Here is a 14,776-nt window from a genome sequence, read left to right on the forward strand (position 1 = left end):
AATAAGCGTAGTGGCACACGTCAACGAGAAACGACATTCGTGGGCCGCAACTACCCGATTCGACGGGTTCGCTACTCGGCGCGTTCGGCGACGGCGGCCGCCCGCGACTCGGCGTGCTCCCGAATCGCGGCTTCGTCGAGCGTCTGGACTTCGCGGTCCCGCATCAGCACCTCGCCGTCGCAGACCGTGTGCCGCACGTCGCCGCCGGTCGCGGCGTACGCGAGGTGGGAGACGTAGTCGTGGACGGGCGTCAGGTGGGGCGCGGAGAAGTCCACGACCGCGAGGTCGGCGTTCACGCCTTCCTCGATGCGCCCGCTGTCGAACCCGAGGGCTTCTGCGCCGCCCGCGGTCGCCATCTCGACGGCGGCCTCGGCGGGGACTGCGGCGGCGTCGTCGGCCGCGAGTTTCCCGAGCATCGCCGCGTCCCGGAGCTCGTCGAAGAGGTCGAGGTCGTTGTTCGACGCCGCGCCGTCCGTCCCGAGCGCGACGTTCACGCCCGCGTCGCGCATGGCTTGGACGGGCGCCATCCCGGACGCGAGCTTCATGTTCGACGCCGGACAGTGGACGACGCTCGCGCCGCGCGCCGCGAGCAGCTCGTGCTCGGTTTCGTCGGTGTGCACGCCGTGCGCGAGGAAATCCTCGTCGGTGACCATCCCGAGGTCGTCGGCGTACTCGATGGGGCGCTCGCCGCGCTCGTCGACGATTGGGTCGACCTCGTCGCGCGTCTCGTTCGCGTGGAAGTGCACGGGCACGTCGTACTCGCGCGCCTTCCCGACGAACTCCCGGAGGTACTCCTCGCCGACGGTCGTCAGGCTGTGGGGCATGTACGCCGTCTTCACGCGCCCGCCGGCGACGCCGTCGTACTCGCGCGCGACCTCGATGCTCTCGTCGTTGTCCCGGTACGCGTCGCCGTCGTCCTTCCCGACAGTGACGACGCCGTGTCCGAGTCGGGCCCGCACGCCAGCCTCCTCGACGGCCTCGGCGATTTCGGGGACGTGGAAGTACATGTCCGCGAACGCCGTCGTCCCCGTCCGAATCATCTCCACGAGCGCCAACTCCGCGCCTGCACGCACGTCGCCCTCGGTGAGTTCGCCCTCGGCCGGCCAGATGTCCTCCTGTAGCCACGCGTCCAGCGGCTTGTCGTCGGCGTACCCCCGCAGTAGCGTCATCGCCGCGTGGCAGTGCGCGTTGACCAACCCCGGCATCACGAGGCTCTCCTCGGCGTCCAACCGCTCGTCGCCCGGCTCCGTCTCCCCGACGTCCAGAACCTCGCCGCTGTGCTGGTCCACGAGCACGTCCGCCTCCGACACGGACAGGTCCGGGTGGAGCACCCGCCCGCCCGCGATTCGCAGTGTGGTCATGCGCTGGGGTTCGCCCGACTGGCTTGTGTGTCTGTGGGTTTCGCGTTCGTGGGGTCAGTTTCGAGATGTCCTCTTTGATGGCCTACTCTGCCTCCGAACTCCACTGCCGATTCAGGGGTGAGGCGGCTGACCGTCGTAGGCGTCGAGGTCCGTGTAGAAGTTCAGCATGGACACGCGGAGCTTCTCGGGGTCGATGTCGACCAATTCGCGGCGTTCTTCGGCGGGGAACGTCGGGTTGACGCTGTACTTTCGCATCGCGGTGCGGCTCTCCTTGGTGTAGCGGCGGTCGACGAGCATGCGCACGCCGAAGTCGTCCGGGGAGCGAATCACCCGCCCCATCGCCTGCCGCGTCTTGCGGACGGTGGGAATCTCAACGGCGTAGCGCCAGCCAGCGTCCTCGTTATGGCGGTCGTCGCGGTCGCCGAACACGCGGCCGTAGGCCTCCTGGACGGCTTCGGCGCGCGCGTCGAGGTGGGGGTAGGGGACACCGACGACCGCGACCGTGCGGGAGTCGTCGCCGTCGAAACTCACGCCCTCCGCGAGCGTCCCCCACAGCGACGTGAACAGGACGCCGTTGCGGTCGTCGGTGAACGTCTGCCGGAGGTCTTCGGCGCTGGTGCCGGGTTCGTCGAGGTAGCGCGCGGCGTCCACGTCCCCGAGTAAGTCGTGGTAGCGTTCGGCTTCGCTGTAGCTCGGGAAGAAGAACAGGCAGTTCCCCGGCGTGAAATTCACGGCGTCCCGGAGCGCGCCCGCAACTTCCTCTTGGGTGTCGGGGTCGTCGCGGTTCGAGGAGAACAGCGGCTCCGTGTCCACCGCGAACGTGCGGCGGCGCTCCTCGGGGAACTGGAGGCCGAACGCCATCGTCTCCGGGTCGTCGAGCCCGAGCACGTCTGCGGTGACGTCGAACGGGCGCAGCGTCGCGCTCATCAGGACGCTGGCGTGGACGGCGTCGAAGAGGTCCGTCGTCACGTCTCGCGGGATGCATGTGTACAGTTCCGCACGGCCGTAGACGTCGTTCGTTCCTTCGTCGCGGCGCACCGCCGCGGTCGGGTACTGGCCGAGTTCGCCGCTGTCCTCGACGTACGTCTCCACGAACTCCGCGGCCTCGAGCACGAAACACTCCCGGCGCGTGGTCGTCTCGCCGTTCCGGTAGGCCTCGTCGTACTCCTCGTCGAGGTACTCGCCGAGCGCGAGCGCGTCGTCGACGTCTTCTCGGATACCGGGGCCGGTGTACTGCTGGAGGAATTCCAGTGTGAGGTCGTCGCGCTTGTCCTCGTTCGCCACGGGGACGTCCGTCCAGTTACCGTCGACCTCCGAGCGCGCGAGCGCGGGGCCGTCGCCGCCGGGACCGAACGCGCCCTCGTAGGTCGCCACGAGCGCGTCGCGGAACGCCGACAGAACTCGCTCCGCGGCTTCCCCTCGGTCGTTGGTTACCTCCTCCAACTCGGAGAGCGCGCTGTCGAGGCTGTTCTCCGTGAGCGTCCGCGTGGCGTGGTCGCGGGCGGCGTCCTCGACGTTGTGCGCCTCGTCGAACACCACCACCACGTCTTCGGGGTCGCGGCCAAGCCAGCGGAAGAACTGCGCGCGAATCCCCGGGTCCAGCAGGTGGTGGTAGTTGCAGACCGCGAGGTCCACGCCCTCGATGCCGTCCTTGAGGAGCTCGTACCCGCAGAGCCCCCGTTCGTCGGCGTAGTCGTAGATGTCCTCCGGGGTGCGGACGCCGTCGTAGAGCCAGTCGTAGAACTCGTCGTTGTCCCCAACGAGGTTGTCGTAGTAGCGCTCGCAGACGTTGCCCCCCCGGAGGTCCTCGAGGTCGTCCTCGACGGACTCCAGTTCGTCCAGCACCGCTTCGCGGGCCTCCGCGGCCTCGCTGTCGCCGTCCTGACTCTCTTCGAGGAGGGCCTGTTGGCGTTCCTCTAACTGCTGTTTGTCGCGTTCGGCGTCCACGACTTCGTGGGTGTTGTCGCGGAGCACCTGGCACTCCTCGTAGTCGACGTCGATGTGGCACATCGACCCCTTCCCCTTGAACACGACCGCGCGCAGCGGTGCGGCGTCGTGAATCTCGCGGGCTTCGCGCACGAACTGGCGCATCTGCTGGTGGACGTTCGTCGTGATGACGACCGTCTTGTTCGTCTCGCGGGCGTGCGAGAGCGCCGGCGCGAGCGCCGCGAGGGTCTTCCCAGTCCCACAGGCCCCCTCGAACAGCACGTCACGGCCGCTATCGAGGGCGTCGCGGATGCCGTCCATCGCCTCCCGCTGGTTGTCGTACGGCGACGCCTTCGGGAAGAACTCCATGTAGTCCGGGGAGTTGCTCGCGGCCACGTTACGGGCTGATTCGGCTCGATGCCGTATAAACGTCCGGCTCCCAGCGGAAGTGGTCGCGGAGGTAGCGGCGGTGTGGCGGCCACCCCGGACAGGTTTAGGCACACCAAAACGTATATTCGTGGGTGGGTCCGTACGGGATAGTGATGGCAGTCACGCAGGACCGCGAGGACGACGCGCCGGCCGCCGGCGAGGGCGTCGCGGCGTTCCAGTCCTCGCCCACCCGGACGGTGTTCACCGAGTCGGACAACCCCGACGGCTGGATCTCCACCGACGAAACCATCCCCGTCGAACGGTAGTCGCTCTCCTCCGCGTTCCGCCTACTGATGCCTACGCGTCACTATTCACCGGTAGCGCGCAGAAAACTGGAGTTCGGGCCGCGCGAGGTTACTCGTTGACGACGAGCGTGTCGCCTTCGAGGTAGTGCTCGACGTGGTGAGCGTCCTCTTCGACCTGCACGAGGTTCTCGCGGACGATCTCCGCGCTCGTGTGGTCGCCGAGGTTCTGCGCGAGGTCGACGTGCTCGCGCAGCGTCTCGATGATGTCGCCGTACATCTCGAGGTCGTTCTGGAGGGACGTCCGGATGTCGTAGACGTCCTCGTCCTCGGGTTCGACCGGCGACTCTTCCTGGAGCGTCGCGGGGCTGGCGTGCGGGACGCCGCCCAGCGCCTGCACGCGCTCGGCGAGTTCGTCCGCGAACGCTTCGGCGTTCGCGGCGGCGTCGCCGAGGAAGAGGTGGAGATCGCGGAACTCCGCGCCCTCGACGTTCCAGTGGTGCTTCCGGAGCTGGTGGTAGAGGACGTACGTCGCCGCGAGGTCGGCGTTGAGCGCGTCGATTATCTGTTCGGCTTTCTCCTCGTCGATGCGGAGGCCTTCCGAGCCTTCGACGTCGCCAGCGTGCTTCAGCACGTGCTTCTGGGTGCTCATTACACTCCGACGTTCGTCCGCATCTCACTTAAAGGTTTACCAACTGGAGAAATATATTTTGCAGACGCGAAAACAGACTTCCCGAATCCCGTGCGACTATCTTTCAGTCTCGGGCTCGATGTACACCTTCGACACCGCCGGGTTCGCCTCCCGGAGCGCGTCTTCGAGGCTCGTTATCGCGTCATCCATCCCCTCGGTGTCCAGTACAGGGTCGAACGCCACGTCCGCCGTCACGAGCACCTCGTTCGGGCCGAAGTACACCGTCCGGAAGCCCACGATGGACTCGACCTCGGGGCGCTCCTCGACGATGCGCCGGAGGTCGTTCTCGTCGGCCGCCGGGAGGCTCTCCCCGAGCAGCAGGCGCTTGTTCTCCCACGCCAGCGCCGCCGCGAACCCCATCAACAGCAGCCCGATGAGCAGCGCCGCCGCCGCGTCGTAGACGTGGTTGCCGGTCTGCTCGGTGAGAAAGATGCCCACCAGCGCCAGGCCCAGGCCGAGCAGCGCCACCGTGTCCTCCGTCAGCGCGGTCAGCGTCGTCGTGTCGCTGGTGCGGCGGAACGCCTCCCGGAACCCGCTCCAGCCGTGGCGCTCGATTTGGCGCTGCATCTCCCGGTAGGCCTTCACGAACGCGTACGTCTCGAAGCCGATAGCGCCGAGCAACACCGCGTAGCTCGCCCACACACCCGGGAACTCGTAGCCGAACAGGTCCGCCTGCCGGCCGAGTACGCGGCCGTGCCCGGTCAGCGCTTCGTAGCCGTGGGTCGCGGACTCCCAGCCCGCGATGCCGAACAGCATCACGCTGACGAGAAACGAGTAGAAGAACTGCGCCTTCCCGTAGCCGAACGGGTGCGAGCGCGTGCGTTCGCGCTCCCCGTACCGTAGCCCGATGAGCAGGAACACCTGGTTGCCGGTGTCGGAGACGGAGTGGTACACCTCCGAGAGCATCGCCGGGCTCTGCGTCACGAGAAAGGCGAGGAACTTCAGCACCGCAATCGCGCCGTTCGCGAACAGCGCCGCGAGCACGACGGACTTGCTTCCGGCCATTTCGTCGTGATTTAGCCCGCCGACACATAGGTATTGGCCCGGACCCAAGACGCGGATGTGCCATCGTACCAACCGGGCGCGTGCAACATCGGCCACGCGGAGCGACGCAAACGCTACCTCACCGGCGTCGCCGGGTTCGCCGTCGCGGCGCTGCTCATCGTCGCCGTCGCGGCGCTCCACGCCGACCCCGCGTGGCTGCTCGCCGCCGTCGCACCGCTGTTCATCGGCTTCCTCGGCGTCCTCCAGGCGCGGGCGAATTTTTGTGTCGGCTACGCGATGGCGGGCGTCTACGACGTCACGGTCTCTGGCGAGCGCCGCCAGCCGGCGCCGGAGGCCGGCCAGCGCGCCGACCGCAAGCGCGCTATCGTCCTCTCGGTGAAGGCGCTCGTCGCGGCAACCGTCGGCGCGCTCGCGCTCTACGTCGGCGCCGGCCTCCTCTCGTAACCCAACAGTCACGGCAGCGCAGCCGCTACGCCCGGACATGATAGCTGTTCTGTCCGACACACACAGCACGGACGGGCACGACTTACAGGACCGCGCGCTGGACGCGGTTCGAGAGGCGGACCTCGTGGTGCACGCCGGCGACTTCACCACCGAAGCCGCCCTTGACGCCTTCTACGACGTCAGCGACGAGCTGCTCGCAGTCCACGGGAACGCCGACGAACCTGCGGTCCGCGACCGCCTGCCCGGAGCGCGGACGCTCGAAGCGGGCGGCATCCGCATCGCGGTCACGCACCGCCAACGCGGCGGAACCACTGGCTTGGCGTTCTTCGGGCGCGAGCGCGGCGCGGACCTCGTGGTGTCGGGACACACCCACCAGCCGACGGTGACCGAGACAGAAGACGTGACGTTGTTGAATCCCGGGAGTCACGCCGACCCGCGTGGCAACCCCGCGGCGCACGCCGAGTTGTACCCCGAGAACGGGGGCGTGCGCGGCGAGATTCGGGACCGCAGCGGGAACGTCCTCCGGGAGTTCCATGTGGAGGGCCGGTAGCGTCAACGGGGGCAGGCCGGGGAGCCTGTACCACGTCGTACACCCGGAAGTAGCAAATAGCCGACGCAGACTCAAAACGCGATTTTACCCTCCGGCTATCGCGCGTACCACGCGACGCCGACGAGCGCCAGCACGAGCAGGCCGCCGAGGAAGAACAACGCGCCAGCCGGCAGCGACGCGGCGGCGTCGGCGGCCGCTGCGGGCTGGTCGCTCTCCACGACGAGCCCCGAGAACTCGCTGGTCGTCTCCACGGCACCACTCCCAGCGCCTGTTCTCGGGGCCTGCAGCCCCGAGCCGACGAACCGCTGGACGAGCAGGCTTGTGACGCCCAGCAGCCCGACCGCGCCAAGCAGGTTCGTGAGCGCCGAGCGCACGGACTTGCTCTCCTCCTCGTCGCCCGCGAACAACACTACGGGGGCGTCGGCGGGCGCGTAGACGCTCATCTCGCGGCCCTTCGCGGAGTAGCGCGTGTCGCACTCCTCGACGAGGTCGGCGTCCTCAAGCTTCTCGAGGTGGTACTGGGCGTTCTGGAGGGACGTCTCGCACTCCTCGGCGAGTTCGGAGGGGGTCGCCGGTGTGTCGTGGAGGGCACCATACAGGTCCCGGGCGGTCCCCGAGGAGAGCGCGGACAGGAAGCGGTCTGCGTCGTCGGAGTCGACGCCGACCACGCGGGGCTCGCCCTCGGGGTCGTCGGCCTCCGAGCGGGAGGGCAGCAGGCCGGACATACCCCCGCTTCGAGTTGGAACGCAATCAGTTTTTCCTGACACGACCGCCGCGACCCGTCGACGCGGGGGAAACGACTAATGCCCGCGGCTCGAAGCCCCGGGTATGGTGGAGCTCGGAACCGCGTTCTACGTCCTCGCTGCCGCGTTTCTGTTGTTCGTGTTCTTCCTGTTCATGTTCCTCCGGCGGACCCTCGCGGGCTTCAAGGAGGGCTTCCAGAGCGGGAAGCGCGGCGACGGCTAGAGCGCGCGTTCGACCGCAGCGATAGCGGCCTCGACGTCCTCGTCGTCCACGTCGAGGTGCGTGCAGAATCGAATCGTGTACTCGCCGAATTCGGACCCGCGCACGCCCTCCTGCTCGCAGCGCTCCAGCAGCGTCGCCGCGATGAGGCCCGATTCTGTCGTGTCCACGAGCACGATGTTCGTCGCGGGTTCCGCGACCGAGAGCCCGTCGAGGGCGTCGAGGCCGGCGGCGAGTTCCTTCGCGCGCTCGTGGTCGCGGTGGAGGCGGTCGCGGTTCTCCAGCGCTTGCAGCCCGGGCGCGGCGATGATGCCGGCTTGCCGCATCCCGCCGCCCATGAGTTTGCGGACGCGGCGCGCTTCCGCGACGAATGCTTCGCTCCCCGCGAGCATCGACCCGACGGGCGCGCCGAGCCCCTTCGAGAGACAGAACATCACGGAGTCCACGGGCGCTAGCAGGTCCGCGGCGTCGGTGTCGAGCGCGGTCGCGGCGTTGAACAGGCGCGCGCCGTCGACGTGGACCGGGACGCCGAGGTCGTGGGCCGCTCGCGCCGCCGCCGCGACGTCGTCGGCGGGCACCGGGACGCCGCCCTTCACGTTGTGCGTGTTCTCCAAGCAGAGTAGCCCCGTGCCCGCGCGGTGGAGGTCTTCTTCGACGAAGCCCGCGCGGACCTGCTCGGGGTTCGGCGCGCCGTTCGCGCCGCCGTCGTACGTCCGCACCTGGAGCTGGGAGTGCTGGGCGAACCCACCGAGTTCGTACTTGTAGACGTGACTCTCGCGCTCGACGAGGGCCTCCTGCCCGCGGTCGGTGTGGACGCGCGCGGCAATCTGGTTGCCCATCGTCCCCGTCGGCACGTACATCGCGGCGTCCTTGCCGACCGCGTCGGCCGCGCGGCGCTCCAATTCGTTGACCGTCGGGTCCTCGCCGTAGACGTCGTCGCCGACCTCGGCGTCGGCCGCGGCCGCCCGCATCTCCTCGCTCGGTGTCGTGACGGTGTCGCTGCGGAGGTCTATCACGCCCGGTGATTCGAGTCGCAGCGGCAAAAATGAGGCGTCCCAGGGTCGTTGGCGTGCGCTTCGATTCGAAAAGTCCTTCCGCGCGTTCGCGCGTACACGTGCCGTATGGACGACCGCATCCACCGGCACGCCGAAATCATCGTCGACCGCGCCATCGACCTCCAGCCCGACGAGAACGTCGTGGTAAGCCTGCCGCCGGTCGCCGAGGACCTCGCCGTCGCCCTCTACGAGGAAATCGGGAAGGTCGGCGCCAATCCCGTGATGCTCGCGCGCGGCGACCGCGGCATCGGCACGGACCGCGCCGCCCGCGCGTACCTCCGCGAAGTCGACCCCGACGACCTCACCCAGCCCGAACACCTCCTGCAGTTGTTCGAGCACGCCGACGCTGCCGTCGTCGGCCGCCCCCACGAGAACGTCAGCGAACAGAGCGACGTCAGCACGAAGGTCGGCTCCGCGTTCGCCGCCGCCTACCGCGACGTGCTGAACGCCCGCCTCGACACGAAGTGGTGTCTCACGCACTACCCCGCGTCCGCGGACGCCCAGCTCGCGGAGATGTCCACGGAGGCCTACGAGGACTTCGTCTACGACGCGATGCTCAAAGACTGGGACGAGGTCGAAGCCCACCAGGAGCAGATGGTCGAGATTCTCGACCCCGCCGAGGAGGTCCACATCGTCTCTGGCGACACGACCGACGTCACGATGAGCGTGGCGAACATGACGACGCTCAACGACTGCGGGACGAACAACCTTCCGGCGGGCGAGGTGTTCACCGCGCCCGTCCCCGACTCCGTGGAGGGCGAAGTCCTCTTCGACAAGCCAGTCTACCACCAGGCCCGCGAAATTCAGGGCGCGTGGCTGAAATTCGAGGACGGCGAGGTCGTGGACTACAGCGCCGCCCAGAACGAGGAGGTCCTGGAGGCCATCCTCGAAACGGACGAGGGCGCGCGCCGCCTCGGGGAATTGGGCATCGGGATGAACCGGGACATCGACCGGTTCACCTACAACATGCTCTTCGACGAGAAAATGGGCGACACCGTCCACATGGCACTCGGCCGCGCGTACCCCGCGACGGTCGGCGAGGGCGTCGAGCAGAACGACTCCGCGAAGCACGTCGACATGATTGTGGACATGAGCGAGGACTCGTACATCGAGGTCGACGGCGAAGTCGTCCAGCGGAACGGGACGTTCAAATTCGAAGACGGATTCGAAGGGTAGCGAGAGCGCGACCTCGTATTTCGGCCAGTACGAACAGTGAGCTGGTAATTCCTCAGAGCGGTGCGGTCTTTCTAGCGTCCTGCCGAACGCAGTGAGGCAGGGCTCGGGAGAGCGTGCTCTCCCGGTGTAGGTTTTTGCGCGGTCGCGAGGCGACCGCGCAAAAGGTACGCCACAAGACGTATGCCACGTTCGTGTTGCCGCTCGCTCGACGGAACGCCCGCTACCGGCGCGAAGGAGCCGTCTCCAGCGCTGGTATGTTATCATCTATCAACCCTCGTTTTAAGACAGTGGCGTGTGTATGCGTGTCACGTGCCAAAGCTCGACTGCCCTGACTGTGGTCGCGGCATCGCGATGCACGAACTCGAGACGCGAACCGTCGCCCAGACCACGGGATTCGAGACGAGCTACCGCTGCCCGTTCTGCCGCGCCGACTTCGAGGAAGTCAAGCAGCTGATGTAACCCTCGACGGTGCGTTCGGCGAGCCGCGTGGCCGGCTGGTGGGCTGCCGCGCGTGCCGCTGCCGAGCCACGGGCACGACCACTCCGATTCTCGCGCTAGCGACCGCCAACTATCCGTCTCGTCACTCAATCGTGGGCGAGGAGGTAGCCGACGAGCGCACCGACGACGACCGTTCCGCCGTACGTCGGAATTAGTCCCAGCGCGCCGAGCAGTAGTGGCGTCAGGAGAAACAATAGGGAATCAGACAGTAGTTGCACGACCGGCGATGCCCCCGGTAGTGGTTCGAACACGTTCTCGCCGAGCACGACGAGGGCAATCTCGAGGACGTAGAACGGGACTGGAAGCGCGAGTAACCCGACGAGCGCTCCGACTGCCGTTCCACGAATCGGCGACCATTCCCCGCCGAGACGCTCCCAGAGAAGCCACGCGAGCAGTGACCCACCGAGGAACCCGCCGACGACGAGCAGCCACAAGGAACCGGAGGGCAAGGGGAGCCCCTGTCCGGAAAGCACGCTCCGAATCGGCTCGAGTAGAACGAACAGCAGCGCGAATCCGCCACCCGCAGCTCCGAACGTCAGCACCGGATGCCGACGGACACGCTTCAGAAACGTCTGATACATAATCGTTCGAAGGTGTACGCAGCGAATAACACTTGTCGTCGGTAGCGCCCTGGCAAGCACGAGGCTGGCCGACGGGAACCTCGAACTGCTCGAACGGGGTGAGCGGGAGCCGTGAGAGCGCATCCGAAGTGGAAAACGGTAGACGAGCACGGAGGGATTCGAACCGATGCGAGACTCACTTCGTTCGTCTCGCAGGGTTACGAATTTCGTCAAGCCGGTTCGCTCTCGACGGTCACTACACGGGCACGGAGGGATTCGAACCCCCGGCATTTCGGTTAGAAGCCGAATGCTCTGTCCGAACTGAGCTACGTGCCCTGCCGGGAGGTACAGGCGACGCGAGTAAAAACCGACGGGTTGGCGTCGACGGCGGGTACCGAGTCGAAGCACACAGGTACGGTCGGCTGCTACGTCGGTGTAATGAGAGTTATCGGTACCGTGGGGATGCCGGGCAGCGGCAAGAGCGAGGCCGCTGCCGTCGCCGAGGAGCTCGGCGTGCCCGTCGTCATCATGGGCGACGTCATCCGGCAGGAGTGCCGGGACCGCGGCCTCGACCCGGCGGAACACCACGGACGCATCGCACAGAAACTCCGTGAGGAGGGCGGTCCGGGCGCTATCGCCGAGCGCTCGCTGCCCATCATCCGCGACCACCTCGAGGACAACGACGTGGTGCTCGTGGACGGCATCCGGTCGGGCGTGGAGGTCGAGCAGTTCCGCGAGGCGTTCGACGGCGCGTTCACGCTCGTGGAAGTGTACGCGCCCTACGACCTGCGCCGCGAGCGCATCGAGGGGCGCGGCCGCCCCGGTGACGTCGAGGGCGAGACGCTCGCGGAGCGCGAGGAGCGCGAGCGCGGGTTCGGGATGGACGAAGCCATCGAAGCCGCCGACGTTCGTGTGGAGAACACGGGGAGCCTCGAGGAGTTCCACGAGCGCGTCACCGAACTCCTCACGGAGGAGGTCGACGACCCGCCGGCAGCGGAGGTGGAGGAGTCGTGAGCGACGACCAGGGCGTCCTCTACAGCGTGGACGTGGAACTGTCCGCGCCGGTCAAGCCGACGGAGGTCACGGACCGCGTCGTCGAGACGATTACCGGACTGTTTCCGACGGCGGACGTCGAAACGCACGGCGACCGCGTCACGGCGGAGTGCCACGACGTCGAGACGTTCCGCGAGCAGTTGTTCGAGCAGCGCATCCTCGACACCGCACGCAAGGAGTTTCTGCGAAATCAGACGGACAGCGGCTTCAGTTTCGACCTGAAGAAGCAGGCGGCGTACGTCGGGAAGGTGAACTTCTCGGTGGGCAGCCCGGACGAACTCGGCGACCTCCACGTCGAGGTCACGGTGAACGAGCCCGACGTGGAATCGTTCATCGCGTACCTCGCGCCGCGGACCGAGGACGGCAAACCCGTCGAAGCCGACGAGTAGCCTACGCGAGCAGGACGGCGATTGCGACCGCGATGAAGACGACTTTTGTGGCGACGTTGACGGCGATGACTTTCGACCCGAAGCGCGCCCCCCAGATGCCGTACTGGAACGGAATCGAGCGCTTGAACGTCGAGACAGCGAACGAGACGACGCCGCCGACGAGCATCGTCGCGACGGCCTCCCGGGCGGTGAACGTCCCGGGGACTTGTGGCGCGATGAAGATGGCGCCAGTCGTCGTATCCACGGCGAACGTAGCGATAGCGGGCACGCTCGCGGAGGGCAGTCCGATAAGGTCGGTCAGCGGCGCAGCGGCGGCTGTGTACTCCGTGACGTCGTAGGCCATCGTGAGGTAGACGACGGCCGTGTAGACGATTGCGAGCCGTGGCACGATGCTGAACAGCTTCGCTCTGGTCTTCGCGAGCGCGCCCCGGACGGCCTCGCCGCGGGTCTGGTCGTCGTCGCCGGGGAGGTCGACGTCCGCGTCGGTGGCGGGCGCGACGTTGCGCTCCGTGAGGAAGAGCGCGCCCGCGAGCACGCCGACGAGCGTGATGGCGAGGCTGACGCCCGCACGCGCGCCGACGTACGTGAGCCCGACCTCTAGCCCGAGAATCGGAATCAGGACGGGCGCGTAGAACGTGAAGATGTGCTGGACGAATCCGAAGAATGTGTTTATCGTCACCGCAATCAGGGTGGCGCGGTCGTCGAGCACGCCGGCGTCCCGGTACTCCTTGAGCATGCCGTAGCCGGCGGTCGGCGACGCGGTGGTCGCGAGGATGGCCGTCCCGACCTCGTCCGGGAGGTTCGCGGGGCCGGTAAGCGGCTTCGCGAACCGGGCGACGTACTGCACCGCGCCGAACGCGACCGCGAGGTTGGCGAGCGTGAGGCCCACCGCGATGGCGACCGAGACCGCCGCTACGCGGGGGAGGACGTCCGCGAGGAGCGCCACGAGTTGCACGTCCGAGGATTCGCACGCGGGCGAATTACCGGTGTCGGTCTCCCACTACACGACGGCGCCGACGACCAGCAGGAAGACGACGACGCCGAGCACGTCGCAGGTCGTGGTGACGACCGGGACGACGACGTCGTCGGGGTCGAGTTGGAGTTGGAAGGCGGCGTAGGTCGCGGTGGTCGCGATGGCGACGGCGACGACGGCGAGCAGGAGGCCGGACGCGGCCGCGATGAAGACGACCGTCCCGAGTGCGAGCGAGACGTCGCCGAGCGCGTACCGGGCGAGCCACGCGCCCGCGCCGACCGCGGGAAACAGCGTGACGGCGAGCGCGAACGTCGCGGCGGCGTTCCCCGCGAGCGCGTCGTCAGTCGGGTCGAACGCGAGGGTGCCGAGGTGGAACGCCGTCGACAGCCGGCTGGCGAGCACGCTCCCGAGGTTGCCCGCGACCGCGATGATGCCGGGGACGAGCGTCAGCAGCGACGGGTACTGCGTGAGGACGGCGCGGCTGCCGTCCAGCACGAGCCCGCCCCAGAGTTCGACGACGGTGAGCACGGCCAGGAGCGGGAACGTCGCCGCGACGATGCCACGGACGCTCCACTCCTCGGTCACTCAGACCACCCCGGCGGCGATAGCGAGCCGTGCACCCGCGAGCATCGTCGCGATGCCGATGACGTCGCCGGTTGTGGTGACGACGGGGCCGGCGAGCGCGTCCGGGTTGAGGCCGCGGCGGAAGCCGACGAACACCGTGACGATGACGACGAGCGTGAGCCCCGCGCCCGAAAGCACGCCGGCGACGAGCGCGACGACGAGCAGCGCGGACAGCGGCGCGACGGGGAGGTCGAGCGCGACCCGGATACCGTAGCCGGCGGCGGCGGCGACCGCGGAGATGACGACGCCGTTGAGCATCGCGGCAGCGACTGCCGAGCGCACGCGCTCGCCCGGCACGCCGAGGTCGGGTTCGACGAGCCCCTGGTGGAGCCCGGTCGCGAGTCGCGCGCCCAGCGACCCGTAGACGCTCCCGCGGGTCGCCAAGAGTGCGGGAACGATGGTGAGCAGACCGGGGACGACGGTAAGTTCGCGTTCCATCCCGCCGAGCACGACCCCGGAGAAGACGCTCGCGACGGCGGACAGCACGAGGATGCCGAACGCCTCGCGGTAGGCGTCCTCGGCGACCGCGCGAATGGTCATGGCCGAGTGCACGCGTCCGCCCGGGAAAAAACCCGCCGGCGGGCGTGGCTTTTTGCGGGACGCGCACGAAATACTACTGTGAGCGAGGACCCCGAGACGGTCGCCGCGCGGCTCCGCGAGCGTGCCCGCCGCCTCCGCGAGCAGGCAGTCGCCGAATACGCCGACGACCCCCTGATGCTGGACCCCCAGCCAATCGACCCGCCGCCGCACGCCACCGAGGACGCGTTTCCCGAGTCCGTCGAGGAACAGCTCGACCGGCTGCCGGGCGTCGGCGGCCTCGTCGTCGTCGACGAGGGG

At 68.0% G+C, this 14,776-nt stretch carries 19 protein-coding genes and 1 tRNA gene; 9 read left to right on the top strand and 11 right to left on the bottom strand.

Features of this window, described 5'->3' with window-relative positions; genetic code table 11:
• Nucleotides 1-71: 71 nt before the first annotated feature.
• Nucleotides 72-1,361 carry an amidohydrolase gene (locus LPA44_RS11920; protein WP_230889806.1) on the bottom strand — a complete coding sequence of 430 codons (1,290 nt, stop codon included), beginning with the start codon at nt 1,359-1,361 and terminating at the stop codon, nt 72-74.
• A 111-nt stretch (nt 1,362-1,472) separates the two neighbouring features.
• Nucleotides 1,473-3,656, bottom strand: coding sequence for an ATP-dependent DNA helicase (locus LPA44_RS11925; RefSeq protein WP_230889826.1), 2,184 nt, complete (start codon nt 3,654-3,656; stop codon nt 1,473-1,475).
• A 173-nt stretch (nt 3,657-3,829) separates the two neighbouring features.
• Between LPA44_RS11925 and LPA44_RS11930 the strand changes: the two genes are divergently transcribed.
• Nucleotides 3,830-3,982 carry a hypothetical protein gene (locus tag LPA44_RS11930; RefSeq protein ID WP_230889807.1) on the top strand — a complete coding sequence of 51 codons (153 nt, stop codon included), beginning with the start codon at nt 3,830-3,832 and terminating at the stop codon, nt 3,980-3,982.
• 88 nt (nt 3,983-4,070) lie between these two features.
• On the opposite strand, the gene dpsA is transcribed toward LPA44_RS11930, so the two are convergent.
• A complete protein-coding gene (gene dpsA, locus LPA44_RS11935; RefSeq protein WP_230889808.1) occupies nt 4,071-4,610 on the bottom strand; it encodes a DNA starvation/stationary phase protection protein DpsA in 540 nt (179 codons plus the stop codon).
• 96 nt (nt 4,611-4,706) lie between these two features.
• A complete protein-coding gene (locus LPA44_RS11940; protein WP_230889809.1) occupies nt 4,707-5,654 on the bottom strand; it encodes a cation diffusion facilitator family transporter in 948 nt (315 codons plus the stop codon).
• Nucleotides 5,655-5,711: 57 nt separating this feature from the next.
• Here LPA44_RS11940 and LPA44_RS11945 point away from each other — a divergent pair, with 57 nt between their 5' ends.
• Together LPA44_RS11945 and LPA44_RS11950 are read left to right on the top strand one after the other, a co-directional pair.
• Nucleotides 5,712-6,098 carry a hypothetical protein gene (locus LPA44_RS11945; RefSeq protein ID WP_230889810.1) on the top strand — a complete coding sequence of 129 codons (387 nt, stop codon included), beginning with the start codon at nt 5,712-5,714 and terminating at the stop codon, nt 6,096-6,098.
• A 37-nt stretch (nt 6,099-6,135) separates the two neighbouring features.
• Nucleotides 6,136-6,648 carry a metallophosphoesterase gene (locus LPA44_RS11950; protein WP_230889811.1) on the top strand — a complete coding sequence of 171 codons (513 nt, stop codon included), beginning with the start codon at nt 6,136-6,138 and terminating at the stop codon, nt 6,646-6,648.
• A 95-nt stretch (nt 6,649-6,743) separates the two neighbouring features.
• On the opposite strand, the gene LPA44_RS11955 is transcribed toward LPA44_RS11950, so the two are convergent.
• Nucleotides 6,744-7,373, bottom strand: coding sequence for an ArsR/SmtB family transcription factor (locus LPA44_RS11955; protein ID WP_230889812.1), 630 nt, complete (start codon nt 7,371-7,373; stop codon nt 6,744-6,746).
• A gap of 103 nt (nt 7,374-7,476) precedes the next feature.
• Here LPA44_RS11955 and LPA44_RS11960 point away from each other — a divergent pair, with 103 nt between their 5' ends.
• Nucleotides 7,477-7,614: a DUF7859 family protein gene (locus LPA44_RS11960; protein ID WP_230889813.1), complete on the top strand. Its 138-nt coding sequence runs from the start codon at nt 7,477-7,479 to the stop codon at nt 7,612-7,614.
• On the opposite strand, the gene LPA44_RS11965 is transcribed toward LPA44_RS11960, so the two are convergent.
• Complete coding sequence (locus LPA44_RS11965) at nt 7,611-8,627, bottom strand: threonine aldolase family protein (RefSeq protein WP_230889814.1); 1,017 nt, start codon at nt 8,625-8,627, stop codon at nt 7,611-7,613. The genes LPA44_RS11960 and LPA44_RS11965 overlap by 4 nt on opposite strands.
• A 105-nt stretch (nt 8,628-8,732) precedes the next feature.
• Here LPA44_RS11965 and LPA44_RS11970 point away from each other — a divergent pair, with 105 nt between their 5' ends.
• Complete coding sequence (locus tag LPA44_RS11970; protein WP_230889815.1) at nt 8,733-9,842, top strand: aminopeptidase; 1,110 nt, start codon at nt 8,733-8,735, stop codon at nt 9,840-9,842.
• 309 nt (nt 9,843-10,151) lie between these two features.
• Nucleotides 10,152-10,301, top strand: coding sequence for a hypothetical protein (locus LPA44_RS11975; protein WP_230889816.1), 150 nt, complete (start codon nt 10,152-10,154; stop codon nt 10,299-10,301).
• Between the two features lie 125 nt (nt 10,302-10,426).
• Here the strand turns inward: LPA44_RS11975 and LPA44_RS11980 are convergent, their stop codons facing one another.
• A complete protein-coding gene (locus LPA44_RS11980; RefSeq protein WP_230889817.1) occupies nt 10,427-10,921 on the bottom strand; it encodes a hypothetical protein in 495 nt (164 codons plus the stop codon).
• Between the two features lie 240 nt (nt 10,922-11,161).
• Nucleotides 11,162-11,236 (bottom strand) — tRNA-Arg (locus tag LPA44_RS11985).
• Nucleotides 11,237-11,338: 102 nt separating this feature from the next.
• On the opposite strand from LPA44_RS11985, the gene LPA44_RS11990 reads away from it, so the two are divergent.
• Together LPA44_RS11990 and LPA44_RS11995 are read left to right on the top strand one after the other, a co-directional pair.
• A complete protein-coding gene (locus LPA44_RS11990) occupies nt 11,339-11,914 on the top strand; it encodes an AAA family ATPase (protein WP_230889818.1) in 576 nt (191 codons plus the stop codon).
• A complete protein-coding gene (locus LPA44_RS11995; protein ID WP_230889819.1) occupies nt 11,911-12,342 on the top strand; it encodes an RNA-binding domain-containing protein in 432 nt (143 codons plus the stop codon). The genes LPA44_RS11990 and LPA44_RS11995 overlap by 4 nt, the downstream gene beginning before the upstream one ends.
• A gap of 1 nt (nt 12,343) precedes the next feature.
• Here the strand turns inward: LPA44_RS11995 and LPA44_RS12000 are convergent, their stop codons facing one another.
• Genes LPA44_RS12000 through LPA44_RS12010 form a run of 3 tightly spaced genes read right to left on the bottom strand, consistent with a single transcriptional unit; the run spans nt 12,344 to nt 14,479 of the window.
• Complete coding sequence (locus LPA44_RS12000) at nt 12,344-13,297, bottom strand: hypothetical protein (RefSeq protein WP_230889820.1); 954 nt, start codon at nt 13,295-13,297, stop codon at nt 12,344-12,346.
• 45 nt (nt 13,298-13,342) lie between these two features.
• A complete protein-coding gene (locus tag LPA44_RS12005) occupies nt 13,343-13,900 on the bottom strand; it encodes a magnesium transporter (protein WP_230889821.1) in 558 nt (185 codons plus the stop codon).
• Nucleotides 13,901-14,479 (bottom strand): magnesium transporter, encoded by a 579-nt coding sequence (locus tag LPA44_RS12010; RefSeq protein WP_230889822.1) that lies wholly within the window; start codon nt 14,477-14,479, stop codon nt 13,901-13,903.
• A 78-nt stretch (nt 14,480-14,557) separates the two neighbouring features.
• Between LPA44_RS12010 and LPA44_RS12015 the strand changes: the two genes are divergently transcribed.
• On the top strand, nt 14,558-14,776 hold a 219-nt coding region (locus LPA44_RS12015; protein ID WP_230889823.1), incomplete at its 3' end, for a hypothetical protein.

The sequence above is a fragment of the Halobacterium sp. KA-4 genome (genome assembly GCF_021028995.1).
Taxonomy (GTDB): domain Archaea; phylum Halobacteriota; class Halobacteria; order Halobacteriales; family Halobacteriaceae; genus Halobacterium.